This is a genomic window from Saccharothrix hoggarensis, assembly GCF_052936025.1.
The window spans coordinates 4,157,253-4,180,271 of the sequence record NZ_CP193624.1; the positions used below are offsets into that span (position 1 = coordinate 4,157,253).

A 23,019-nucleotide genomic window follows, 5' to 3' on the forward strand; every position below is an offset into this window, starting at 1 on the left:
GATGAGCACCTCGATCGACACCGGTCAGCGCAGGCGGCGCGTGCGGCTCACGCCCGTCGACGCCATCCAGGTCAGCTCCGAAGGATCGCGCGCGGGCGAGGGACCCGTCACCCTCGGCCAGCTCAACACCCTGCAGTGGTTGGGGCGCGACGCCGACCACCCCAACGCGGTCCTGCGCGTCGAACTGCCCGTGCTCGACGGCAGGTCCGTGGACGACGTGGTCGAGACGGCCGCCGTGCTGGTGGCCAGGCACGAATCCCTGCGGACCACCTACGTCCGGGGCGAGCACCCCCGTCAGGTGGTCGCGGCGACGAGCACGTTCACGCTCCACGTGTGCGCCCTCGACGGGGGTCCGTGGGGGCCTCGCGACCGCTCGGCGGTGGCCGGGAGGCTGCTCGTGTGGTTGGGGGAACGGCACGACACTGCGGCCACCACGCTGCGGATGGCGGTGGCCACCGACGAGCAGGGCACGGTCATCGCCTGCGTCGCGGGGTTCTCTCACCTGGCCGTCGACTTCGGCGCCATCGAGGTGCTCAAGCGCGAGTTCACCGAGATGCTCGCGCACCCGGACCTCCGGCAGGTGGGCGAGCCCCGGCACCAGCCGCTGGACCAGGCCGAGCTGGAGGCGACACCCGCCGAGCGGCGTCGGACCCGTGCGGCGAACGACTACGTGCGGGAGCTGGCGCGGCGGCAACCCCGCTGCCTGCTCGCGCTGCCGGGGGCCACGCGGTCCGGCGAGTCGCTGGCGGCGGAGCTGTCGTCGCCGGCCGCCGCGATGGCGGTGCGACAGGTGGCGGCACGCACCCGGTCCAGCCGGTCCTCCGTCGTGCTCGCCGCGACGTGCGCGGTGCTGGCACGGCGCACCGGCTACCGGGAGCTGGTGTTCCCGTCGCTGTCGAGCAACCGCTTCGACCGCCACCTGGTCGACTTCGTCGGTCCCCTGGCGCAGGGCAACCTCGTCGCCGTCGAGGTCGGCGACCGGAGCTTCGACGCACTGGTCAAGCACACGTGGACCGCGGTGCTGGAGGCGAGCAGGCACGCCAGGTACGACGGCGTCGAGCGCGGCGCGTCGGACGAGCGGATCCAATACGAGCGGGGTGTGCACTTCCTTTACGACCCGTTGTTCAACAGCCTCGTGCCCGAGTCGTGGTCCGGGGTCACTGCGGGCCTCCGGCACCGGCCGGATGAGATCACCGCCGCGCTGCGGCGGACGGCGCTGCGGTGGCGTCCGTTGCCCTACGACGCGACGCCGGTGCGGTTGAACCTGCACGAGGTGGACAGCCGGGTCCTGCTCGACCTGTGGTGCGCGGACACCGGACTGGTGCCCCGGGCCGAGGTAGAGTCGTTGTTGCTGGCCGTCGAGCGCCTGCTGGTCGGTGCGGCCGTGGGTGACCTCGACGCCTCGCGCACCCGCGAGGTCATCGGCCTGGACCCCGTCACCCGCACCTCGAACTGGGTGCTGGTCGACTCGTGCTGGGTCGACCTCGCCGAGGTGCAACAACTGCTGGACGAAGCCCTGGCCCCTTCGACGGCCCGCGTCTTCGGCTCGGTCGACGGCCGCGACCTGGTCGCCTACCTGACCGCGACCGACGCCGTGCGGACACCCGAACAGGCCCATGCCCGTTGCCTGGCCGCACTACCCGGCCGTCTCAACGCAATCGCCCCACGCCACTACGTCCTGTGCCCCACCGCCCCGGCCGACGCGTCGGACCCCGCCGCGTGGCCACCACCCCTCACCACCGGCACCGGGCGTTGACCACTCCGAAGCCCAGCACGGCAATGGCGTCATGCGCGACGTGGAGCGATCCGCTTGGCAGTTCTGCCGCTTCGGACTGGGCCTGCGGGCCGTTCGGGTGGTCGAGCGGCGAGTTCGGCGGGCCGTACGGCCCGCCGAAGATCCTGGACTACGGCGGTTCGGCCTCGTGCGGCGCGGGTTGCCACCGGGCTGTGGCCGCCACCGAGTACCGACACCAGGTGAGGCAGTACCCCCTCAGTCAGTTCTCGATAGCCTGGTAGACAGCGGTCCAGAGGTCGTGCCACATCGGCAACCTCTGGTCACCAGTGTGCGCTCGCTGCATGAAGAAGATCGCCGTCATGTCTCGCTCAGGATCGTTGTACCAGGCGGTGCCGTAGAAGCCGCACCACCCGTAGCTGCCGACCGACTGGCCGAACGGGCTGCGGTGGGACCGGACCGACATCCCGAGACCCCAACCCATCTCGTCGAAGAACCCCGGGTGGAACCCGGAGCCGGCCCGCTGCTCCGAGGTGAGCTGGTCGGTGGTCATCAGCGTGACCGACGGTCGGGAGAGCACCCTCCTGCCGCCGTGGGAGCCGCCGGCCAACAGAGCCGAAGCGAAGGCGAAGTAGTCCTGGGCGGTCGAGACCAGTCCGGCGGCACCTGATTCGAACGTCGGCGGCCGGCTCCACTGCCCGTCGGGGCCGTCGTCCACGACCTGCCCGCCGGTGACCGCACTGGCACGTTGGTACGCCGTCGCGAACCGGCCGATGTCCTCGCCGCGCACGCTGAAGGCGGTGTCCTTCATCCCGAGCGGATCGCAGATCCGCTCGCGGAGGGCGTCTCCGAAGGACATGCCGGTGGCCCTGGCGATGAGCACGCCGATCACGTTGGAGGCGGTGTCGTACATCCAGCGCTCACCCGGTTGGTAGGCGAGCGGAAGCGCGCCCAGCCCTCGCATCCACTCGTCCGGCGACGTGTAGTCGAGTGCGTTCAGCGCGTCGACGATCGGTACCCTTCCCGGTCTGGTCGGGATCATGCCGATGCCGCAGGTGAACGACAGCAGATCCCACAGCGTGATCGGGCGTTGCGCCGCGACGGTGTCGTCCAGCGGCCCGTGGAAATCGGCGAGCACGGTCATGTCCGCCAGCTCCGGGAGCAGGTCGTCAACCGGCTCATCCAGGCGCAGGGTGCCGTCGTCCACGAGTGTCATCGCGCACGCGGCGACCATCGGCTTGGTCATCGAGGCCGTGCGGCAGATCGTGTCGGCCGCCATCGGCGTCCCCGCGCCCTCGCCCTCGAAGGCGATGGTGCCCGCCGCTTCGACGTGCACCTCGCCGTGGCGGCCGAGAACCGCCACCGCACCGGGCACGAAGCCGGACGCGACTTGGCGCTCCAGCAGCTCTCGCACCCGAGCCAGCCCTCTCGACGAGAAGCCACCGGTGACCATTCCCCCGCACCTCATCCCATCCGTCCGCGCTCGCCTGGTCGCGCAACGACCGTAGCCCTTACGCGACCAGGCCGGGAGAAGACTTCGTCCAGCCACTACGGCTTGGCGGCACGTTCGGCTGCACGCCCTTCGGCATGTGCGGATGTTCGTCGACATGCCAGGTTCGGTGCACGTGGTCGGGCATCCGCTCGATCCGGAATCATCGGCAGACGGGCTTCCGGCGGTTGCCGTACGTCCGCTATGCCGACGACACCCTGCTCGGGTTCGCCGGACCCGAGGATCGGGGATCGTTCGGCACCCTGGTTGATTATAGGTACAGCCCTTGGTTGGAGATCTTCGTGCGACAGAAGGATCTTCGACCAAGGGCTGCGTGATCAGTGTGGGACTGACGGCGTCGGATCGCAGGTTCACGGCCGTATGCGGGAAGGTCCCGGTCACGGACAGGTTCACCCGCTGCCGGACATCGCCAGGTTACCCTCGTACCGTGCGGATCCTCTTCTCCAGCCTCGGCCACTACGGGCACACCTACCCCCTGTTGCCGCTCGCGATCGCCGCGAGGGAGCTGGGCCACGATGTCGGCTACTTCACCGGCGCCGCGTTCGCGAACACCCTCACCGCGCGCGGCATCGAGCACATCGTCGGCGGCATCGAAGTGCCTGAGGCGTTCGCCATCGCGACCAGTGACGCCCGGCCGAGGAGGCCGGAGGACGTCACCGAGCGGGTCGCGTACACCTTCGCCTCGGTGATGCCGCGCCGCTTCGCCACCGAACTCGCGCCGGTCATCGCCGACCGCAAGCCGAACCTGGTCGTGCACGAGTTCGGCAACCCGGGCGCGGGCCTCGCCGCCGACGTCGCGGGCGTACCCGCGCTGTGCCACTCGTTCGGCCGGATGTGGCAGGAGCCCGACTTCGCCGAGGCCGCGCTCGCCCACCTCACCGACCTCGGTGCGGAGTTGGGCGTCGAGGTCCCGCGGAGCGATCCCCTGGTGCTCGGCCACCCGTACCTCGACATCTGCCCACCGTCGTTGCAGAACCCGGCGTTCCTGACCTCGTCGGTGCACCGAACCCCACTGCGGCCGGTGCCGTTCGCCGAGCCCGGCGAGCTGCCTTCGTGGGTGCTCGAGCACCGCGAAACCCTGGTGTACCTGACGCTGGGCACGGCCTTCGGCGTCGTGGAGGTGCTGCGCACCGCTGTGGAGGGTCTCGCCGCGTTGGACGTGAAGGTGCTCGTGGCGACCGGACCGACGGTGGAACCGGACGCGCTCGGCGAACTGCCGGACAACGTCGTGGTGCTCCCGTGGGTCCCGCAGGCCGACCTGCTGCCGCACGTCGACCTCGTGGTGCACCATGGCGGGGCCGGCACGACCATGGGCACGCTGGGCGCGGGCGTGCCGCAACTGGTCATACCGCAGGCGGCGGACCAGTTCAACAACGCCGACATGGTGACCGAGGCCGGGCTCGGCGACCGCGTGCTCGGCGCGGACGTGACCGCCGAGGTGTTCACGGCCAAGGCGAAACGACTGCTCACCGACGACGCCGTGCTCGGCGCGACCCGGGCCGTCGCCGCCGAAGTGGCCACCATGCCGTCACCGCACGACGTGGCCCGCACGCTGCCCGACTACGCCTGACGGGACTGTGGAACGAGTGGCTCGGGCGCACTTTCGGTGGCCTCGGACCACGTTGGGGTCCCCGGCCTCCTCGGGCAACTCGGTAGCACGCCGTTGGACGGCCATCTCGGCATCGAGCTCGGCGATCCGCCGACGAGTGCGACGTTGTCGATGCTGGTCGTCTCCAGCAGCTGCCCGGTGGCGATCAGCTCCTCGCAGCGCCAGGTAAGGAGTGCACGTGGGAGTAGGTCCGCCTCGCGCGCCGCGGTGGTCCACGCCCACCACGACCTCACCCACGCCGGAACCGCCCGCCGCGCCGGCCTGACCATGGCCCACGCCATCATCGGCGCCCGTCAACCCACCGCCGGCACCATCCGCATCAACGCAGGCAGAGCCGAACCGTTGGACACCGTCGCCGGTGACAACGACTACGGCGACGGCACATCCGGCGGCGCGCACCGACGACAGCCCTCGTTCAACTCCCCGCCCGGGACATCGTCCTTGCCGGCCAGAAGTTCCCCATCACCGCGCGACTTCCACCGGACACACGAGACGCCATCCGGATCACCGTCGTCAACGAGCCGCTGGACCGACCGGAGCAACGTCCGGTGAGGTGCGCGAGAAGACCGTGCGGATCAACGAAATCACTTCCTTGGAGGTGCTCGCACCCCTGTGCTTGTATGCCCTGGGGACTCCTGGCAGCCGGTTGAGGATCGGTGCCCGTACGACGTGAAGAAACGCGGCAATGCACCTGCGGCCGATTCGACGAGCGGTTGGTCGACGAACCGCACCACCAGAGGATCCGCGGGAGCGCCATGACGACCGGAACACCTCCCGCGACGGCCGGGTTGCGCGTCACGTGGGCGAACTGGGTGGACGAGGCGGTGCGGCCGCGGTTGCGGATCGCGAGGCTGTTGCCGTCCGGTGGTGTGGGGCTGGTCGTGTTCCTGGCCGTGCTCCACTTCGTGTTGGGCCTGTTGCCGGTGGCCTTCGTGGTCGCGACGAGCGTGATGCTCGGCGAGGTGCCCGCCGCGGTCGGCGGCGGGGTCGGCAGCGCGGCCTGGGACCGGCTGACCTCGATCTTCCTGCTCGCCGCCGGCGCGTTCCTGCTCACCCAGATCCTCACCCCCGTGGGCAACGCCCTGGGCCAGCAGTTGCGGCGACGGGTGGACAGCGCGCTGCGGGACGACGCGATGGCGTTGATGCTGCGGCCGGTCGGCACCGGACCGTTGGAGGACCAGCGCACGCTGGACGAGCTGAACGAGGCCGTGCGCGCTTTCGAGCGCGACTGGGGCACACCGGGGCAGGCGTGTTTCGGCCTGGTGGCGCTGATCGCCCGCTACACCCGGCTGGTGGCGCTGGTGGTGGCCATCGGGCTGACGATCGGCTGGCCCGCGGGGCTCGGGGTCGGTGCGGCGGTGCTGGCGTTCCGCTACGGCCAGCGCGGCGGGCTGCGCAAGTACTCGCGGGTGGGGCGCGACCTCATCGGCAGGATGCGCGAGATCGGTTACCTGCACGAGCTCACGATGACCGACGTGGCGGCGAAGGAGATCCGGGTGTTCGGCCTCACCGGCTGGCTCGCGGATCGCTACGCGGCCGTGTGGGAGACCGTGCGCAACACCTTCGAACGTGCGCGCCGCCGCGTCTACCTGACCCCGTACCTGCTGCTGACGGCGCTGGGCCTGTTGGCGGCGGGTGGCGCGATGGTGTACGCCGCCCAGCTCGCCGCGACCGGGCGGGTGGGCCTGACCGCGTTGGCGCTCGGGGTGCAGGCGGTGGTGCTGGCGATCTCGCTGGGCGGCTACTACGCCGAGGCGGACACCAGCACCCAGTTCGCGATGCTGTCGCTGACGGCCCTGCAACGGTTGCGCGACCGGCTGGACGAGTTGGACGACGGTCAGCCCCCGCCGGGTCGGGCGCAGGTGCCGCCGGGCACGCCGGCCGCGTCGCTCAAGTTCGACCGCGTCGGCTTCCACTACCCCGGTTCGGACCGCACCGTGATCGACGGCATCGAGCTGGACCTGCCCGCCGGTCGGTGCACGGCCGTGGTTGGCGTCAACGGCGCGGGCAAGACCACGCTGGTGAAGCTGCTCGCGCGGCTGTACGAGCCGACATCGGGTGCGGTGCGCGCGGACGGCGTGGACATCGCGGAGTTCGACCCGGTGCTCTGGCGGCGTCAGATCGGCGTGATCTTCCAGGACTTCGTGCGCTACGAGCTGACCGCGGCGGAGAACATCGCGCTGGGCGCGGCGCACGTCCCGGTCGACCGCGCGGTGGTGCTGCGCGCCGCCGAACGCGCCGGGATCGCCGAAGCACTGCTCGCCCTGCCCGACGGCCTGGACACGCCGCTCTCGCGGGCCTACCCGGGCGGGACGGACCTGTCCGGCGGGCAGTGGCAGCGGATCGCCATCGCCCGTGCGCTCTACGCCTTGGATGCGGGTGCCGCGGTCCTGGTGCTGGACGAGCCCACCTCGGCGCTGGACGTCCGCGCCGAGGTGGCGTTCTTCGACCGGTTCGTGGAGCTGACGCGCGGGGTGACCTCGCTGCTGATCTCGCACCGGTTCTCCAGCGTCCGGCGGGCCGACCACATCGTGGTGGTGGACGGCGGGCACGTGGTCGAGCGCGGCACGCACGACGAGCTGATCGCGGCGGGCGGCCACTACGCGCGCCTGTTCACCTTGCAGGCGAAGCGGTTCGCGCACGGCCTGAACGACTCGGAAGCCGACGACGTGCCGGACGGTGACACGGCCACCGGGTACCCGGCGGTCGACGGCGCGGCGGCGGACGCCGTGGTGGAGGGGGTCAGCCGGTGATCGAGGTCGTCCGCGGTGGCTGGGAGTTGTTCCTCATCGCCTGGCAGGAGAGCCGGTACCGGTTGGTGCTCGCCGTCGTGCTCATGATCGCCCAGGCGTCGGCGATGCCGCTGGCCGCGCCCGCCCTGGCCGCGCTCACCGACTCGGCGCTGGCCGGCGACGTCCGGGGTGCGACCGTGGCGGCGGTGCTGGTCGTGGTCGCGGTGATCGCCGCGCTCACCGCCGGGCACTTCGCCCACATCTTCTACTTCGAGCTGGGCGACCGCGCCGTGCCGCGCCTGGAGCGCGAGCTGATCGAGATGACCAACGGCTCGGCCGGGTTGGAGCACCACGAGCGGCCCGAGTACGCCGACAAGATCCAGCTGCTGCGCCAGGAACTGCACCGGGCCGGGTGGGGCTCGATGGAGGGCCTGCTGAACAGCCTCGGCCTGCTGGTGGCGATCTCGATCACCGCGATCCTGCTGGCACGGCTCAACCCGCTGCTGTTGCTGCTGCCGCTGGCCGCCGTGCCGCCGCTGCTGCTCGGGCGGCGGGCGGAGTCGATCGTCAACGCCGCACGCGAGCGTTCGGCACCGCCGTCCCGGCACGCCAAGCACCTGTTCGAACTCGTCGCGAACGCGGCCTCGGCCAAGGAGCTGCGCGTCAGCGGGCTGCAGTCGGAGCTGCGCCAGCGCCAGCGCCGGGCCTGGGACGAGGCGTCGGCACAGCTGTGGCGCGGTGAGCGCCGGGCCGTGGTGCTGCGCACCGGCGGCGAGCTGTTCTTCGCGGTGGCCTACGTGCTGGGCACGCTGCTGGTGCTGCGGGACGCGGTGGCCGGTCGCCGCGGCGTGGGCGACGTCCTGCTCGTGCTGACCTTGGCGTCCCAGGTGAACCAGCAGGTGACCTCGTCCGTCGCCACGTTGCAGGAGATGCAGCGCACCGGGCGGGTCATGGGCAACGTGCGCTGGGTCCGCGCGCTGGTCGCGAGCCAGGCACCTCCCCCGCCCGACCGGGACGTGCCCCGACGCATCCGCGAGGGCATCGAGCTGCGTGGTGTGTCGTTCACCTACCCGGGCACCGACCGGCCGGTCATCGCCGACGTCGACCTCACCCTGCCCGCCGGCGGCACGGTCGCGTTCGTCGGTGAGAACGGCGCCGGGAAGACCACCCTGATCAAGCTGCTGTGCCGGTTCTACCCGGTCACCACGGGCACGATCTCGTTGGACGGCACGGACTTCACCCGCTTTCCCGTGGACGGGTGGCGTGCCCGCATCGCCACCGGGTTCCAGGACTTCGCCCGGTTCGAGCTGCTCGCCCGCGAGAACGTCGGTGTCGGCGAGCTGGCCGAGATCGAGTCGGCCGACGCCGTGCACGACGCCCTGCGCCGCGCACGCGCCGAGGACGTCCTGGACCGCCTCGAGGACGGTGTCGAGACCCAGCTCGGCAAGACCTACGCCGACGGCGTGGAGCTGTCCGGCGGGCAGTGGCAGAAGCTCGCGCTCGGCCGGGCGATGATGCGTCGCGACCCGTTGCTGCTGGTCCTCGACGAACCGACCGCGGCGCTCGACGCGCAGGCCGAGCACCGGTTGTTCGAGCGGTACGCGGCCGGTGCGCGCGAGGTCGGCCAGCGGACCGGTGCCATCACGTTGCTGGTCTCGCACCGGTTCTCCACCGTGCGCATGGCCGACCTGATCGTGGTGGTGGCCGACGGACGCGTGCGGGAACAGGGTTCGCACGACCAGCTCATGGCCGCGAACGGCCTGTACGCCGAGCTGTACTCGATGCAGGCGGCAGCTTATGCGTGAGGTGTGGTCGACGGCCGACGTCGAGCGGTTGGCCGCCGAGCGGTCCGCGCCGGACGTGTGGGACTACATCGCGGGCGGCAGCGGCGAGGAGGTCACGCTCGCCGCGAACCGGGCCGCGTTGGACCGGGTCGCGGTCGTGCCGCGGGCGCTGGTGGACGTCTCGGCCTGTGACACGGGCTGCGAGCTGTTCGGCGTCACGTCCTCCCTGCCGCTGGCCGTGGCTCCGATGGCCTACCAGCGGCTGATCCACGACGGTGGCGAGCGCGCGGTCGCGGCTGCCGCGGCGGCGGCAGGTGTGCCGTACGTGGTGAGCACGCTCAGCTCCGACCCGATCGAGGACGTGGCCGCGGCGGGCGGCACGACGTGGTTCCAGCTGTACTGGCTGCGCGACCGCGAGGTGGTGGTGAAGCTGCTGCGCCGTGCCGAGGAGGCGGGGTGCCGTGCGGTGGTGCTGACAGTCGACGTGCCGGTGCTCGGGCGGCGGCTGCGGGACCTGCGCAACGGGTTCGCGCTGCCGTCGTGGGTCAAGCCGGTGAACACCGACGGCGAGGTCGGCGAACGGGTGCCCGGTGACTCGGTGATCGCCCTGCACACCAGCGCGGTGTTCGACCCGTCGTTGAGCTGGCGTGACCTGGAGTGGATCCGGGCGCACACGAACCTGCCGCTGGTGCTCAAGGGGGTGCTCGACGCCGGTGACGCGGCCCGCGCCGTCGACCTCGGGGTGCAGGGTGTCGTGGTGTCCAACCACGGTGGGCGGCAGCTGGACGGTGCTGTGCCGAGCGCGGTCGCGCTGCCGCAGGTCGTCGCCGCGGTGCGCGGGCGGTGCCCGGTACTGCTGGACAGCGGTGTCCGCAGCGGGGTGGACGTCCTGCGGGCGTTGGCGCTCGGCGCGACCGCGGTCTTGGTCGGCAGGCCTGTGCTGTGGGGGCTCGCGGCGGGCGGTGAGCGGGGTGTGGCAGCGGTGCTGGACGTGCTGCGGCTCGAGTTCGAGACGGCCTTGCGCCTGGCGGGCTGCCCGGACGTCGCGTCGGCACGCCGGCTGACCGTCGCCGAGAGTCCGGGTGCCACGACATAGCCGGCCGTGAACCCGTCAGGCGGGTCGCCCACCGCCCTCCGGGGACTGGTCAAGACCGCGCAGCGCACCGCTCCAGGTGGCCGCCACGCACAGCAGCAGGACCCTGTGGGGTTCCAGAACTCCGCCCTCGGGCGCCGAGCTGCAGCGATCGCGCATCATGGGCGGTAGGGGCACGATTATGGAGCGTGGCGTTACGACTGCTGTACCTGATCTTCGTCCGGGTCGTTGGCTGGCTGGTTCTGCTCGGCCGGTCGTCGGCGACCAAAGACGTGGAGCTGCTGGTGCTGCGGCACGAGATCGCCGTGCTGCGTCGGGCCAACCCTCGTCCGCGACTGGATTGGGCCGATCGTGCGTTGCTCGCCGCGTTGGTGCGACGCCTACCCGGCTGGTTACGACTCCACCGGTTGGTGACGCCGGGCACCGTCCTGCGGTGGCACCGACGCCTGGTCGCACAGAAGTGGACCTACCCGAACCGCACCGGCCGACCACCGATCGACGACACGGTCGTGGCGTTGATCGAACGGATGGCGCGGGAGAACGCCAGCTGGGGCTACCGCCGGATCCAGGTCTAGCTGCTCGAGCTCGGCCACCGGGTAGCTGCCTCAACCGTGCGCCGCGTGCTCAAGCGCCTACGCATACCGCCCGCACCCGAGCGCGACAGCGACACTTCGTGGCGGCGGTTCCTGCGCGCGCAGGCCGCGAACCTGCTGGCCTGCGACTTCTTCCACGTCGACTGCGCCCTGACGCTCAAGCGGGTCTACGTGTTCTTCGATACCGGCGAATTCGGCGACGACCGTTTCCTGCCCCCGCGAGAATTGGACCTGCGGCGCACGCCGGCCCCCGATCCGGGTGGTCTTCCGGTGGTGCGCACCCGGCATCTGCGGCGCTACGCCGTGGCTGTGTTCGACGACAAGGGCCGGATCTCCGACCGGACGCTGTTCGCGGTGCTCGGGTGGAGCGCGGGCACTCAAGTGGACATCGCGGTGCACGACGGCGGGGCGCTGGTGGTGCGCCACGACCGGCGCGGCGGGCACGTGCTGACCGGCCGGGTCAAGATCGCCGTTCCGGCCGGGCTGCGGCGGTGGTGCGGGTTCGGCAAGCGCGAGCAGGTGCTGCTGGTGGCGGTGCCGTCGTTGTCGGCGCTGGTCGTGCACGGGCTGGAGAAGCTGGACCGGGCGCTGCCCGACGTGCGGCGGGTCGTGGCCGACGCACGTCGGCCGGGTGAGCGCCCGCCCGTGGCCTCCTCGGCGGCTGCCTCTTCGGCCGCTGCCGCGTCGTCGGAGTCGTCCCCGGTCGCGCAGTCGGTGTCCGACCGTGCCCGGCCTGGGCGCGGCGGTGTCTGCGCGGCGGGAGGTGGTGACGATGACTGAGCAGGCGGTGACTGCCGGGCGTGCCGATCCGGGTGATGTGGCGGTGGCGCTGCATCTGCTGGCGCGGATGAACCTCACCCCGACCGATCTGGTCGACGGCGCGCCCGCGCGGGAGGTGCCCACCTTCGCCGAGCTGGTGCCGAAGGTCGTGGAGGCGATGCCCGCGCCGTCGCGGCGCATCTACGGCCCCTACTGGGACAAGGTGCTCGCCGCCTGGGGCACCCGGAGGTTGACCGAACCCGACGACGGGGAGGTCACCCGGTTTCTGGAGCACGTGCGCGAGACGGCGGTGGTGCGGCGGTCGAGCAACGGCGGCAACGGCGCCGCCTTGCACGCCTACTACGCGTTGGGCGCGGTGTTCCGGTACGCGGTCAACCATGAGCTGATCGGTGTGCGGCAGAACGTGATGGACCGGGTGTCCAAGCCGGATAAAGCCGACTCAAAGCGGCACGGGTTGAGCCCCCAGTTGGTCGCGGAGATCCCACGTCATCTCGGTCGTCGGCGACCAGCTCGCCCGCGTCGCCCGCCGCGCCGATCCGCGACTGGCTCTACTCCGACGCCCTGCACGAACGGCTGTCCCGGGTGGACAACGGGTTCACGGCCATCACCATCGCCGAGCTGTGAAGCGGGATCATTCGACGGACGCAGTCCGGCACGGCTTGTCCAGGCCGAAGAAGCGGATGGCTTCCGCGGCCATGCCCGAGGTCCACAGGTTGTGCGGCACGCCTTGCAGGGAGATCGCCTCCACCGCGGAGCCGTAACGGGTGCGGGTCCAGGTGGGGCGCGGGTGGTCGGTCGACGTGGGGGTGGTCGACAGGCCGTGGACGTCGGTCCACTGGTCGATCTCCTCGCCGAAGTTCGCGTAGTGCAGACCCACGTCCTCGGTGCCGTGCCACAACTGCACCCGCGGCCGGGGGCCGGTGTAGCCGGGGTACGCGGCGCGGGCGATGTCGCCCCACTCGCGCGGCGTCTTCAGGATCCGGCCGCTGGAGCACTCGTTGTTCCAGCCGGAGCCGTCGGTGGTGGCGAAGCAGCCGGCGGGCACGCCCGCGAACGCCGCCCCGGCCGCGAACATGTCCGGGTAGTTCGCCAGCATGACGTTGGTCGTCATCGCGCCCGACGAGATACCGGTGACGAACACCCGCGACGCGTCGGCGTGGTAGCGCCGCACGGTGTGCCGCACCATCGACGCCAACCCCACCGGGTCGCTGCCCCCGTTGCGCTTGAGCGCCTGCGGCGACGAGACGTCGAAGCAGTGGCTCTCGCGGACCGCCGACGGGTAGATCACGATGAACCCGTGCTTGTCGGCCAACTGCGTGAAGTCGGTGCCCGCGTGCATGTCCGGCCCCGACCCGGTGCACCAGTGCACCGCGAGCAGCACCGGGGGCCTGGCCCGGAGCCGGCCCGGCACGTACAGGTGCATCCGCAGGCCGCTGGGGTTCGGGCCGAAGCGGGTCACCTCGGTCAACGCGGCGGCCGACGCCTGCGGGACGGACAGTCCCGCCGCCATCGCGACCGCGGCGACCACGACGCTGACGATCTTAAGCAGTGCTCGCACTGACGATCTCCAATCGGGGGAACGGCTACCAGCGCAGCGGGAGGGTGGCGACGAACGCGTCGAGCCGCTCGGAGATGACCTGGTGGTCGTGGGCGGACGGGTGCCAGTGGCAGCCGAGGTAGTCCAGGCCGGTGTTGTCGTAGTACCAGTGGCGGACGCGGTCGTCGCCGCGCTCGGCCACGACCTGCCGGGTGGCGTCGGCGAACGCGGTGGTGTTCGACATGTGCGTGGCGCTGACGACGATGACCGTGTCGCTGCCGTAGCGGGCGCGGAGCTCGTCGAGGAAGCCGTGGTACGCGGTCTTGTAGGCGGCGACCAGGCTCTCGGGCGTCCACGGCTCGCCGGGGTTGAGCGCGGTGGAGAAGTCGTTGATGCCCAGGCCGACGACGACCAACTGCGGCCGCCAGCCCGCCGGCTTGCGCCACACGTCGCCGCTGACGGCGAGGAGGGCGCGGTCGTAGTAGGTGCGGTAGTCGGTGCCGGGTTCGATGCCGTTGTAGTTGCGCACCATGCCGCGCCCGGAGAAGGCGTTGACCTGGTAGTCCGCGCCCAGCCGGCGGGCGGTCAGCGCGCCGAACGCCCGGTCGACGTTCGTGGTGCGGCCGACCTCGTCCCCGGTGCAGTCACGGCCGGCGGACATGTTGCCGTAGCCGGCGGTGTAGGAGTCGCCGATGAACTCGACCTGCCGCTGGCGGGCTGCGGGCGCGTTGAGCACCACACCGCCGCGTGCCGCGACGAAGCCGCCGAACGTGCTGGTGGCCCACGGGCTCTCGCTGCGCTTGACCAGCCGGACGGTGTGCTCGCCTCTGGTCAGGCCGTGCACCCAGTGCGTGCCGGCGGCCGGCATCACCAGCGTCGCGGCCACCGCGCCGTCGACCTAAATCTCGTAGTCGGCGGCGGGGTCGGTGAGCACGATGCCGATCCCGGTGCCGCGGAAGCGGCCCTCGAAGTAGACGCCGGGCCAGCTGAAGCGCAGGGAGGCGCCGTCGCGCACGACCCGGCCCGCGGTGTGGACCTTGTGCCCGACGCCGGCACCGCAGGCGACGGCGGGCGACCGCCCGGGGGCGCAGTCGGCCGCGGCGGACGCCGTCGGTGCCGCGACGAAGCCGACCACCGCCGCTGCGGCGGCGAGGATCGCGATGGGGCGCTTCGTCGAGTCTCCCTGATCTTGTGCTTGCCGACGGCCACTCCGCCTGGAGCGGTCCCCCGACGCCTTGGGCACGGTGCTGGCCGGGAGCCGGGTTCGTCAACGAAACCTTTCGATGATTCACCCCTATGGCGGATGCGTGCGTCTCGTGTGGTGTGGCCTTGTTCCGGCGGCGGATGGCGAACTCCGCGCTCTACGCGGGCGTGGGCGCGCTGCTGTCGGCGGCGCTGTCCGGCGTCACGGGGTACGCGCTGGCCAAGTTCGAGTTCCCGGGGCGGGCGCTGGTGTTCAACTCGTTGATCGCCGGTGTCCTGGTGCCCGCGGTGATGCTGGAGGTGCCGCAGTACCTGCTGCTGGCCGAGGTCGGCCTGACCGACGGGTACCTGTCCGTGCTCATCCCGAGCATCCTCAGCCCGTACGGCATCTACCTGGCCCGCATCTACGCCGCCGCGTCGGTGCCCGACGACGTCGTGGAGGCGGCCCGCACCGACGGCGCGGGCGAGGCGCGCATCCTCGGCTCGATCGCGCTGCCGATGATGCTTCCCGGACTGGTGACGGTGTTCCTGTTCCGGTTCGGGTCGATCTGGAACAACTTCCTGCTGCCGTTCATCATGTTCGGCGACGAACGGAAAGCCCCGTCACCTCGGCCTCTACACGCTGCTCAACCAGGGCAACACGGTGCCCGCGCTCTACACGCTCGTGGTGACCGGCTCGCTGGTGTCCGTGCTGCCCCTGATCGCCCTGTTCCTGCTGCTCCAGCGGTACTGGCCGATCGACCTGCTGTCCGGCGCTGTGAAAGCATGAGGGCCACATGAGCACCGAACGCGGCAGAGAACGGCGCCGGCCGACCATCCACGATGTGGCGGCCCTCGCCGGCGTGTCCAGGGGCACGGTGTCCCGTGCCCTCAACGGCGGCCGCAACGTCAGCCCGGCCGCGCTGGAGGCCGTGCGGAAAGCGGTGCGCACCACCGGGTACGTCGCCAACCCGGCGGCGCGCAGCCTGGTGACACAGCGGGCGCAGTCGATGGCGTTCGTGCTCACCGAACCCCAGCGTCGGCTGTTCGTGGACCCCAACTTCAGCATCCTGCTCCAGGGCTGCACGCAGGAGCTGGCCGAGCACGACGTGCCGCCGCTGCTGATGACGCCGGCACGGATGTGGAACGCAAGCGCACCAGCAGGTTCATCGCCGCCGGCCACTGCCGGCCTCGCTGGTGGTCCGCGACCGACGTGACAGGAGGAGGGACCGTGTCGCGAAGCCTCATCCGCACCGCGGTGGTGCTGGTGGTGTGCCTGGGCATCGCACTGGTCGTCATCCTGGCCACCGGCCCGGGCCCGGCGGCCGTCCGCACGACGGTGGCCGGGCCGATCGGCGTCCGGGCGTGCCCGATCGGGGCAACCCCGGAGGAATGCGGCCCACCCCCCGACCCGGCCCGCCCAATGGCACCGGCTTGGGTGATCGCGCTGGCGGTGGCCGCCGGCCTGGCCGTCTCCGGAGCGTGGGCCGTCCGGGATCGCCGCCGGAGCTAGTGGCTTGTCACGCAGCCTTGGCCGGGTAATCGGTCCAGGTGCGGATGGGTGAGTCGGTGGCGAAGCTGGTCTTGGGCTGGGCGCGGGCGTTGCGCCAGCGGATGTAGGCCGCGATGGCGGCGTTCTGTTCGTCGTGGGTGCGGTGGTCGGTGCCGTTGAGGGCGAAGTAGCGCAGGGCGGCGAACTCGGCCTCGATCCGGTTCAACCAGGAGCTGTAGGTGGGCAGGAACACCAGTTCGGCGTCGTTGTCGGCGGCCCAGTTCCGGACGTCGGGGTGTCGGTGTGGGGAGAAGTTGTCCATGACTAGGTAGAGCCGCTGACCGGGCCACCGGGCGCGCAGGGCCTTGAGCAGGTCGAGGAACTCGCGGTGGCGTTTGCGGCGTCGGATCGGGTAGTGGATCTTCCCGGTGGTGAGGTCGAGTGCGGCGAGCATGTGCATCACGCCGTGGTGGCGGTTGTAGGTGGCCCGTAATCGGCGGGGTGACCCGGCGGGTCGCCAGGACTTGCCCTTGCGTGGCATCAGGTTGAGCGGTCCGAACTCGTCGACGCAGATCACCCTGCCGTCGGCGGGCGGGTGGTCGTAGAGGTCGAGGATGCGATGCATCTTCGCGAGGAAGTCCGGGTCGGTGGAGGCCTTCCAGGTGGTGGTGGCCTGGCGGGACACGCCGGCGTCGCGCAGGATGCGCCGCAGCGTCTCCCGGCTGACCGCGGCCACGGTGCCGCGGTCGAGCAGGTGCTCGCGCAGCTTCGCCAGCGACCAGGTGGAGAACGCGGTGATGCCCCAGTCGGCGGGCGCGGTGCGGGCGATCAGGCAGATCCGTTCACGGATCGCCTCACCGATCGTCCGACTCCGCCCGCCGCTCCATTTTGGGTCCAGCGCCGCGAACCCCCGCTCGTTGAACGCGTGGATCACGTCACGGACATAGTCCTCGCTCACCTGCATCAACGAGGTGATGTCCCGGACCGCTTGGCCCTGGCCGGACATCAGCACCACGATCGCCCGGCGCAGCCGTACCGGATCCTTCGCGGTCCTGGTGATCCGTTGGATCTTCCGGCCTTCCTCCATCGATAACGGCCTCACGAACACGCTCGGACGACGAGCCACAACCACCTCCCGCACTCGACATGCGGGACCAGCCTCGCCGATCACCCCAACCGATCGATTACCGGGTCATCCCTCTGTGACACGCCACTAGGTGCGCGTGCCGGGCCGGTCGAGATATCGGAAGGATGAGATCGCGCGTTCGACGGAAAGGGCCGGATCACCGATCGACCGCTGTTCCGTGTCCGACATCCGGGGTGAAGGACCCCGACCGTCGACAACTCGGCGTGGCGTGCGTGTGCACAACTGACGCGCACGCCACGCCGAGTACCGACTACTGCAGAAGTCGCCGCGTCAGCACTTCGGGGAACCCCGCCGCATCGGTCTCGATCTCGAACCGACCGCTGCCGTCCTCGATCGCGAACTGTGCCAGGTCCTGCGAAGCGATCACATCGACCTCGATGCCTTCCGCCGTACAGGTGATGTGCCAGTTCCACGTCACGGCAGGGCTCGGCTCCTCGTTCGGATCCACCTGCACACGAAGCTCTGCTCCCGCTGCGGCGACTCGAGCGCGCGCACTGTCGATGACGGCATCGAGGCGTTCACGCCGCGATCGCCACGTACTCACATCGGCCTCGCTCACTCCAACCATCTTCCCCTGATGCTCACTCGTCCGTAGAACAGATCCCTGTGCCAAGCGTTCTTGCCGCGTCCGGCAACGATCCGGAAGGCGGCGAGGCCACCCTTGAACCCGAGGGGCTTGGTCGAGATGACGTTCCACCCTACCCGCACGGGCAACTTCTTGTGGTTGAGCAGCCCCATACGTCCACCCTGGATGGTCTTGTTGCCGAAGAGCCGGCTCCCGACGCCAACCACGGGTTTCCGGAACAGCGATCCGCTGTACTTCACGGTCCTGGCGGCCTGCACGGCCCGTCCCGCGGCGGCGCAGAACCGAACGCAGGCCAGGGTGATCGGTACCCAGATGGCCCGGCCGTCGAGGTCGGTGAGGTTCACCGGGTCCGCTGCGGTGTACTCGTAGTCGTTGGCGCTACCACCTTCCACCGGGTCGACGGACAGGAACCGCCCGAGCAGCGGGCTGTACGGGTGAGCTCCCATCTGGACGATGGACAACCCGCCGGCGTGTTCGTACAGCCGCTGGTGCTCGCCGAGCCAGCCGTTGTCCATCTGACCGGGCATGTTGTCGGGCACGTCGTCCGTGTCGATGACGCCGTCGAACTTCACCGGCTCGCCGAACGGCGTGTAGGTCCGCAGTGCCCCTGTTTGCTTGCCGTCCGCGCTCGTGGTCAACGCGAGGTCACCGTGCACGGTCGGATGGTCGAGAGTGAAGGTGTCCGGCTTCCAGGTGTACAGCGCTCCCCCCGGCAAGCTGATGCTGCGCGACATCATCCTGTTGTCCGAGCCGAGGGTCAGGTCGGCCGTGTCGCCGCTGCCGGTGTAGCCGTACTGCACGCTGGTCGTGGCGTCACCCTGGGTAGCTTGCCTGCGCACGATGCGGTCGGTGGCGTCACGGATGTAGGAAACGTGCGCCGGATCGGCACCGGTGACCCGCACCGCGATGTTGCGGTCAGCGCCGTCCCACGACAGGTGCGTCGTGGAGCCACCAGTCGTGTACTGCGTGGTGTTGCCGTTGTCGTCGTACCGGACGTCGCTGACCGCGATGGCGCCCACGGTGCCCAGCAGCCTGTCGGCAGCGTCGTAGCAGTAGCCGGTTTCGGTGACACCGGACGGGGTCTCGTCGAGCAGGCGCACGCGGTTGGTGTTCAGCCCAGCGTTGGACTGAGTTCCTGCCGGACAGGCCGACGGAGCGTTCGAGGTGAAGTCGTAGGTGTAGTGGTGTCCCACCACCCACGCTTCGGTCAACCTGCCCGCCGCGTCGTAAACGTAGTTCGGCCCACCCGGACGAGCGTCCACCCCTCCGAGGGACTCGTCGACGATCGTGGCCGCCCTGGTGCGGCTCACGGTCGAGTCGACCTGGGCGCCGTCACTCGTCTTCCACGACTGCGACACGACACGGCCCGCAGCGTCCTTGCCGATCGAGACCAGAGAGCTTCCGCCCGCGTAGCGGACCGATGCCGGCTCGCCCGCCGAGTCGTAAGCAGCCGATGCCAGCACCGTGTTCCCCAGCGACACGGTGAGCACTCGACCTTCGTCGTCGTGGGTGTAGGTCGTGGTTTGCGCTTCGTCGGCAGCGTTGGGCGGGACCACCTTCTGAGTGGTGATCCGCCCTGCCAGGTCGTAAGTGGTTTCCGTGCGCACGCCGTTCGCGTCGGTGTACTACACCACCCGGCCGAGCAGGTCCACTCGCGTGGTGACGGTGCCGTTGGGGTCCGACACCGCCGTGATCAGCGGGTCACCGTTCACGGCGTAGTTCGTCGTGACGGTGCGCTCAGGTGCCGACGACGTCGACGGGGACTTCACCGAGATCACCCGATCACGACCGTCATAGGTGGTGCAGGTCCACGAGCCGCTGGTGCCCTTCGCGACGACACGGCCGGAGGCGTCGAAGACCTGCTCGTCCTCGCGTGCCGCCCCGGAAGCCGGGGTGGGCAGCCGCGTGACCTTGGCCAGACCACCCTGGTTGATCGACTCGACTTCGGGTGTGCACGGATTGTCGCGCGTCTCGGTGTCGCCGTAGTAGACGTATCCACCCGTAGCACACGGGATGTGGGTGATGAAGGCCAGGATGGCGATCAGCACCGCGATGCTCGCGCCGAACACGATCAACAGCGTCAGGTCGGGAACCGACTCCTCGTGCCCGACGTGGCGCAGTGCCGTGATGGCGAACACGAAGGCGCTCACCAGGACGGCCAGCACCGCTTTGATCACCCGGTCGCGCATGAACTCGCGCAGCAGGCGCGGCGAGAACTGCTGAGAGGCCAGCTGCAGCGCGACGATGATCAACCTGAACGTCAAACCGGTCACGGTGATCACCGACGTGGCGAGCGATTGGAGGAAGGCCGTGGCGGAGTTCAGGCCACCGGGCCGCCCGAGCCAGCCGAGCGGGTGCGGCTGGCCCAGGCGCACCGGCACCGACAACAGCGCGCAGGCGAAACCCGCCACACCACCGATTCCGGGCCACAGCCACAACGGCGTCGCCGACCGTTCCGCGCTGCGCTGCCTGGCACCGTTCCTGACTACAGTGTCAGCTACCCGAATCAGCGACGCCTACGTCACTCGATCGCGCGGGAACTCGACTGCGCACTCACCCATCGAGTGATCCCGCGTGCGGCAGGGGGCTGCGCACAGGTCCGGGACGCCGACCCTGTCCACGGCACGAAATCGGCTACCCGGAGAAAACCCGCCGGATGGGTCAACCGGAAACGGTGCCGGCCTCGTCGCGCGGTGTCGCCCCGTCTCCCGAGTCGCCGTCTCACGTGATCCGTGCCACGGTGGAGGAGACGTCGGGTGGACGTCCCGTCACCTCTCGTCGATGCGGTCGAATTCCCGTCACCCACCGCCGACACCGGCACGAGGACGTGATCATGCCTCTGGAAGCCGCACGAACGCAGGGATTCGCTCCAGTCGGGAGGAAGCGGCGGACGCCCCGGGCCGGGAGGCCGCACGCTGGAGGAGGACCATTTCCGGGAGGAAACAGATGACCGCTGCCGAGGCACACCGCAGGTCGGCGGAGATGAATTCGATCGACTGCGCGGAACCCGCTCCGGGCGTGCTCGTGCTGCGTGTGGCCGGCGTCGTGCGGACTCCCCTGGCCGAAGCCGCGCAGCGGTGCCTGGGCGAGTCACCCCAGGTGCTGATCCTCGACCTGTCCCGCGCCACCCGCTGCGACGCCCACGGGGCCGCGTTGGTGGCCGCCGTGCGCGCCCAGGGGCGGGAACGAGGTGTGCCGGTCGAGCTGGTGGTCTCGACCTACGAGGTGGCCAGGGCGCTGCGCTTCACCGACCCGGACGCGCTGCTGGGTGCTTGGCCGTCGCTGGAGCCCGTCCTCATCACCGTCTGTCCGGGCACCGACGCGATCCGGGAACAACGCAACGACGACGTGCGAGGGATTCGATGACGACGACAGGCTTCAACCCGCTGGAACACCGCGGGATCCCGCTCGACCGCCAGGTCCGGAACTGGCGCGAGCTCGACGTGGACCCGATCGACCCCGACCACAGCGACCCGTACACCCGGTGCCGGATCATCACCATGAACGGCATCGAGGTCGAGGCGCTGATGTTCAGCCACCAGTTCGCCCGCAACTGCCTGGACATGGATGTCAAGCGCCAACTGGCCGAGGTGCGCTACATCGAGCAACAGCAGCAGAAAGCGGTGAACTGGCTGCTGCCGGGGGTGTCCTCCGCGCTGGAGACCACGATCGCCTACGAGCAGGTCGCGGTGGACCTCACCGCGTGGGTGGCGCGCATGGAGCCCGACCCGTACCTCAAGCAGGCCTACCAGTTCGGCGTGCTGGAGGACTTCGACCACCTCTACCGCTACGCGAACCTCTACGAGATGATCCAGCGCCGCAAGGCCGAGCGGATCGTCGACGACCTCACCGAGGTCATCCCCGGCAGGCCGACCAAGTACCACCACCGTCACCCGGCCGACAACGTGCGCGAGCCCTACGACCGCAGCACCGCCGCCCCGATCTCCAAGTTGCACGCGTTGACGATCATGTCCGCCGAGCAGCAGACCATGAACTTCTACATGAACGTCGGGCCCGAGTACATGGAACCGATCGCCCGGCAGCTCTACCAGGAGATCGGTCTGATCGAGGAGGAGCACGTCACCCACTACGAGTCCCTCGTGGACCCCGGTGAGACGTGGTGGGAGCGGCTGGTCAACCACGAGTACAACGAGTGCTACCTGTACCACTCGTTCATGCAGACCGAGTCGGACCGCCGGATCAAGGCGATCTGGGAGCTGCACCTGAACATGGAGCTGGAGCACCTGCACCTCGCGTGCGAGCTCATGCGCGCCCACGACGGCCGTGAACCGGAAGAAGTCCTCGCACCGGAGCTGCCCGCGCCGGTGACGTTCGAGCCGAACAAGGAGTACCTGCGCGAACTGCTGGACACCCAGATCGACCTGACCACGCTGGGCACCGGTTACGTCCAGGAGGCGCACGAGCGGTTCGAAGCCATGCAGGACGCCCTTATGGGCGGCGAGCTGCCACCGAGCGAACGCGTGATCGACCTGCACCGCGAGCAGTTCGGCACCGACTACCGGCACGCCACCGACGGCGAGCACCCCGTGCCCTCGCTGCGGCAGCAGCACACCACCAGCTGACGGAGGCACGATGACCGCCACATCAGAGCCGGACACCGGGCGCGACGCCGACGTCGTGGCGCTGCTGATCGGCCAGCACATGGAGATACGCGACCTGTTCGCGGAGGTCCAGTCGTCCACGGGCGAGCAGCGGAACGACGCCTTCGCCCGCCTCGTCAGGTTGCTCGCCGTCCACGAGACCGCCGAGGAGATCGTGGTCCACCCCGCCGTGCGCCGCAGCGTTGACGGCGGTGACGCCATCGTGGAGGACCGGCTCGCCGAAGAGGAACATGCCAAAGAGCAGCTGGCCCATCTGGAGTCCATCGGCACCGAGGACCCGAGCTTCCCCGAGGAGCTGGCTCGCCTGCGTGAGGCGGTGTTGCGGCACGCCCACCACGAGGAAGCCTACGAGTTCCGGTACCTGCGCCAACACCACGACCCGGAGCAACTGCGCCGCATGGCGGCCATGGTTCGGGCAGCCGAGCGCACGGCGCCGACGCACCCACACCCCAGCGCCCAGTCCGCCACCGCCAACCTCGTGGCAGGCCCTGCGGTCGCACTGTTCGACCGCGTGAAGGACGCGATGCGCTCCGCCCTGTCCGACGACCGGAGGTAGCGGAACCGGCCACCGAGCCGAAGTCGGCCCTGGGCCGCCGAACGTCGTCGTCGGACCCGTGGCC

22 protein-coding genes are annotated in these 23,019 nt (G+C 70.3%); 14 read left to right on the top strand and 8 right to left on the bottom strand.

Going from position 1 to position 23,019, the window contains the following annotated elements; translation table 11 throughout:
• Nucleotide 1: 1 nt before the first annotated feature.
• Nucleotides 2-1,756 (top strand): condensation domain-containing protein, encoded by a 1,755-nt coding sequence (locus ACRAKH_RS18925; RefSeq protein WP_380718359.1) that lies wholly within the window; start codon nt 2-4, stop codon nt 1,754-1,756.
• Nucleotides 1,757-1,994: 238 nt separating this feature from the next.
• Here ACRAKH_RS18925 and ACRAKH_RS18930 read toward each other — a convergent pair whose 3' ends face one another.
• Nucleotides 1,995-3,200, bottom strand: a complete 1,206-nt coding sequence (locus tag ACRAKH_RS18930; protein ID WP_380718443.1) for a serine hydrolase domain-containing protein — start codon at nt 3,198-3,200, stop codon at nt 1,995-1,997.
• A 469-nt stretch (nt 3,201-3,669) separates the two neighbouring features.
• Between ACRAKH_RS18930 and ACRAKH_RS18935 the strand changes: the two genes are divergently transcribed.
• From ACRAKH_RS18935 to ACRAKH_RS18965, 7 genes are all read left to right on the top strand, one after another.
• Nucleotides 3,670-4,812, top strand: a complete 1,143-nt coding sequence (locus ACRAKH_RS18935; protein WP_380718361.1) for a glycosyltransferase — start codon at nt 3,670-3,672, stop codon at nt 4,810-4,812.
• A 93-nt stretch (nt 4,813-4,905) separates the two neighbouring features.
• Complete coding sequence (locus ACRAKH_RS18940; RefSeq protein ID WP_380718363.1) at nt 4,906-5,403, top strand: hypothetical protein; 498 nt, start codon at nt 4,906-4,908, stop codon at nt 5,401-5,403.
• Between the two features lie 203 nt (nt 5,404-5,606).
• Nucleotides 5,607-7,604, top strand: a complete 1,998-nt coding sequence (locus ACRAKH_RS18945) for an ABC transporter ATP-binding protein (RefSeq protein WP_380718364.1) — start codon at nt 5,607-5,609, stop codon at nt 7,602-7,604.
• The gene (locus ACRAKH_RS18950) at nt 7,601-9,388 is read left to right on the top strand and encodes an ABC transporter ATP-binding protein (protein WP_380718365.1); all 1,788 of its coding nucleotides are present in this window, start codon (nt 7,601-7,603) and stop codon (nt 9,386-9,388) included. Before ACRAKH_RS18945 ends, ACRAKH_RS18950 begins: the two co-directional genes overlap by 4 nt.
• The gene (locus ACRAKH_RS18955; RefSeq protein WP_380718367.1) at nt 9,381-10,463 is read left to right on the top strand and encodes an alpha-hydroxy acid oxidase; all 1,083 of its coding nucleotides are present in this window, start codon (nt 9,381-9,383) and stop codon (nt 10,461-10,463) included. Before ACRAKH_RS18950 ends, ACRAKH_RS18955 begins: the two co-directional genes overlap by 8 nt.
• Nucleotides 10,464-10,648: 185 nt before the next feature.
• Entirely contained in the window at nt 10,649-11,035 is a 387-nt protein-coding gene (locus tag ACRAKH_RS18960) for an integrase (protein ID WP_380718368.1), read from the top strand.
• A 45-nt stretch (nt 11,036-11,080) separates the two neighbouring features.
• Complete coding sequence (locus ACRAKH_RS18965) at nt 11,081-11,833, top strand: hypothetical protein (RefSeq protein ID WP_380718370.1); 753 nt, start codon at nt 11,081-11,083, stop codon at nt 11,831-11,833.
• 631 nt (nt 11,834-12,464) lie between these two features.
• On the opposite strand, the gene ACRAKH_RS18970 is transcribed toward ACRAKH_RS18965, so the two are convergent.
• From ACRAKH_RS18970 to ACRAKH_RS18980, 3 genes are read right to left on the bottom strand one after another with little or no spacing between them, the layout of a single operon-like run.
• The gene (locus ACRAKH_RS18970) at nt 12,465-13,391 is read right to left on the bottom strand and encodes an extracellular catalytic domain type 1 short-chain-length polyhydroxyalkanoate depolymerase (protein ID WP_380718372.1); all 927 of its coding nucleotides are present in this window, start codon (nt 13,389-13,391) and stop codon (nt 12,465-12,467) included.
• 25 nt (nt 13,392-13,416) lie between these two features.
• The gene (locus ACRAKH_RS18975; protein ID WP_380718374.1) at nt 13,417-14,256 is read right to left on the bottom strand and encodes an SGNH/GDSL hydrolase family protein; all 840 of its coding nucleotides are present in this window, start codon (nt 14,254-14,256) and stop codon (nt 13,417-13,419) included.
• A gap of 12 nt (nt 14,257-14,268) precedes the next feature.
• Nucleotides 14,269-14,505: a hypothetical protein gene (locus ACRAKH_RS18980; protein WP_380718375.1), complete on the bottom strand. Its 237-nt coding sequence runs from the start codon at nt 14,503-14,505 to the stop codon at nt 14,269-14,271.
• A 236-nt stretch (nt 14,506-14,741) separates the two neighbouring features.
• Here ACRAKH_RS18980 and ACRAKH_RS18985 point away from each other — a divergent pair, with 236 nt between their 5' ends.
• From ACRAKH_RS18985 to ACRAKH_RS18995, 3 genes are read left to right on the top strand one after another with little or no spacing between them, the layout of a single operon-like run.
• Nucleotides 14,742-15,353: a carbohydrate ABC transporter permease gene (locus ACRAKH_RS18985; protein WP_447009152.1), complete on the top strand. Its 612-nt coding sequence runs from the start codon at nt 14,742-14,744 to the stop codon at nt 15,351-15,353.
• Nucleotides 15,350-15,769: a LacI family DNA-binding transcriptional regulator gene (locus ACRAKH_RS18990; protein WP_380718378.1), complete on the top strand. Its 420-nt coding sequence runs from the start codon at nt 15,350-15,352 to the stop codon at nt 15,767-15,769. Before ACRAKH_RS18985 ends, ACRAKH_RS18990 begins: the two co-directional genes overlap by 4 nt.
• A 14-nt stretch (nt 15,770-15,783) precedes the next feature.
• Nucleotides 15,784-16,065: a hypothetical protein gene (locus tag ACRAKH_RS18995; protein WP_380718380.1), complete on the top strand. Its 282-nt coding sequence runs from the start codon at nt 15,784-15,786 to the stop codon at nt 16,063-16,065.
• A 7-nt stretch (nt 16,066-16,072) separates the two neighbouring features.
• Here the strand turns inward: ACRAKH_RS18995 and ACRAKH_RS19000 are convergent, their stop codons facing one another.
• From ACRAKH_RS19000 to ACRAKH_RS19015, 4 genes are all read right to left on the bottom strand, one after another.
• The gene (locus ACRAKH_RS19000; protein WP_380718382.1) at nt 16,073-17,131 is read right to left on the bottom strand and encodes an IS630 family transposase; all 1,059 of its coding nucleotides are present in this window, start codon (nt 17,129-17,131) and stop codon (nt 16,073-16,075) included.
• 310 nt (nt 17,132-17,441) lie between these two features.
• A complete protein-coding gene (locus ACRAKH_RS19005; protein ID WP_380718385.1) occupies nt 17,442-17,750 on the bottom strand; it encodes a hypothetical protein in 309 nt (102 codons plus the stop codon).
• Nucleotides 17,747-19,384, bottom strand: coding sequence for an RHS repeat-associated core domain-containing protein (locus tag ACRAKH_RS19010; RefSeq protein WP_380718387.1), 1,638 nt, complete (start codon nt 19,382-19,384; stop codon nt 17,747-17,749). The genes ACRAKH_RS19005 and ACRAKH_RS19010 overlap by 4 nt, the downstream gene beginning before the upstream one ends.
• Before the next feature lie 18 nt (nt 19,385-19,402).
• Nucleotides 19,403-20,215, bottom strand: coding sequence for a DUF2254 family protein (locus ACRAKH_RS19015; RefSeq protein WP_380718389.1), 813 nt, complete (start codon nt 20,213-20,215; stop codon nt 19,403-19,405).
• A gap of 544 nt (nt 20,216-20,759) precedes the next feature.
• Here ACRAKH_RS19015 and ACRAKH_RS19020 point away from each other — a divergent pair.
• From ACRAKH_RS19020 to ACRAKH_RS19030, 3 genes are read left to right on the top strand one after another with little or no spacing between them, the layout of a single operon-like run.
• Nucleotides 20,760-21,143, top strand: a complete 384-nt coding sequence (locus ACRAKH_RS19020) for an STAS domain-containing protein (protein WP_380718391.1) — start codon at nt 20,760-20,762, stop codon at nt 21,141-21,143.
• Nucleotides 21,140-22,360 carry a hypothetical protein gene (locus ACRAKH_RS19025; protein WP_380718393.1) on the top strand — a complete coding sequence of 407 codons (1,221 nt, stop codon included), beginning with the start codon at nt 21,140-21,142 and terminating at the stop codon, nt 22,358-22,360. Before ACRAKH_RS19020 ends, ACRAKH_RS19025 begins: the two co-directional genes overlap by 4 nt.
• Nucleotides 22,361-22,370: 10 nt before the next feature.
• A complete protein-coding gene (locus tag ACRAKH_RS19030; protein ID WP_380718395.1) occupies nt 22,371-22,955 on the top strand; it encodes a hemerythrin domain-containing protein in 585 nt (194 codons plus the stop codon).
• The last annotated feature ends 64 nt before the right edge of the window (nt 22,956-23,019 follow it).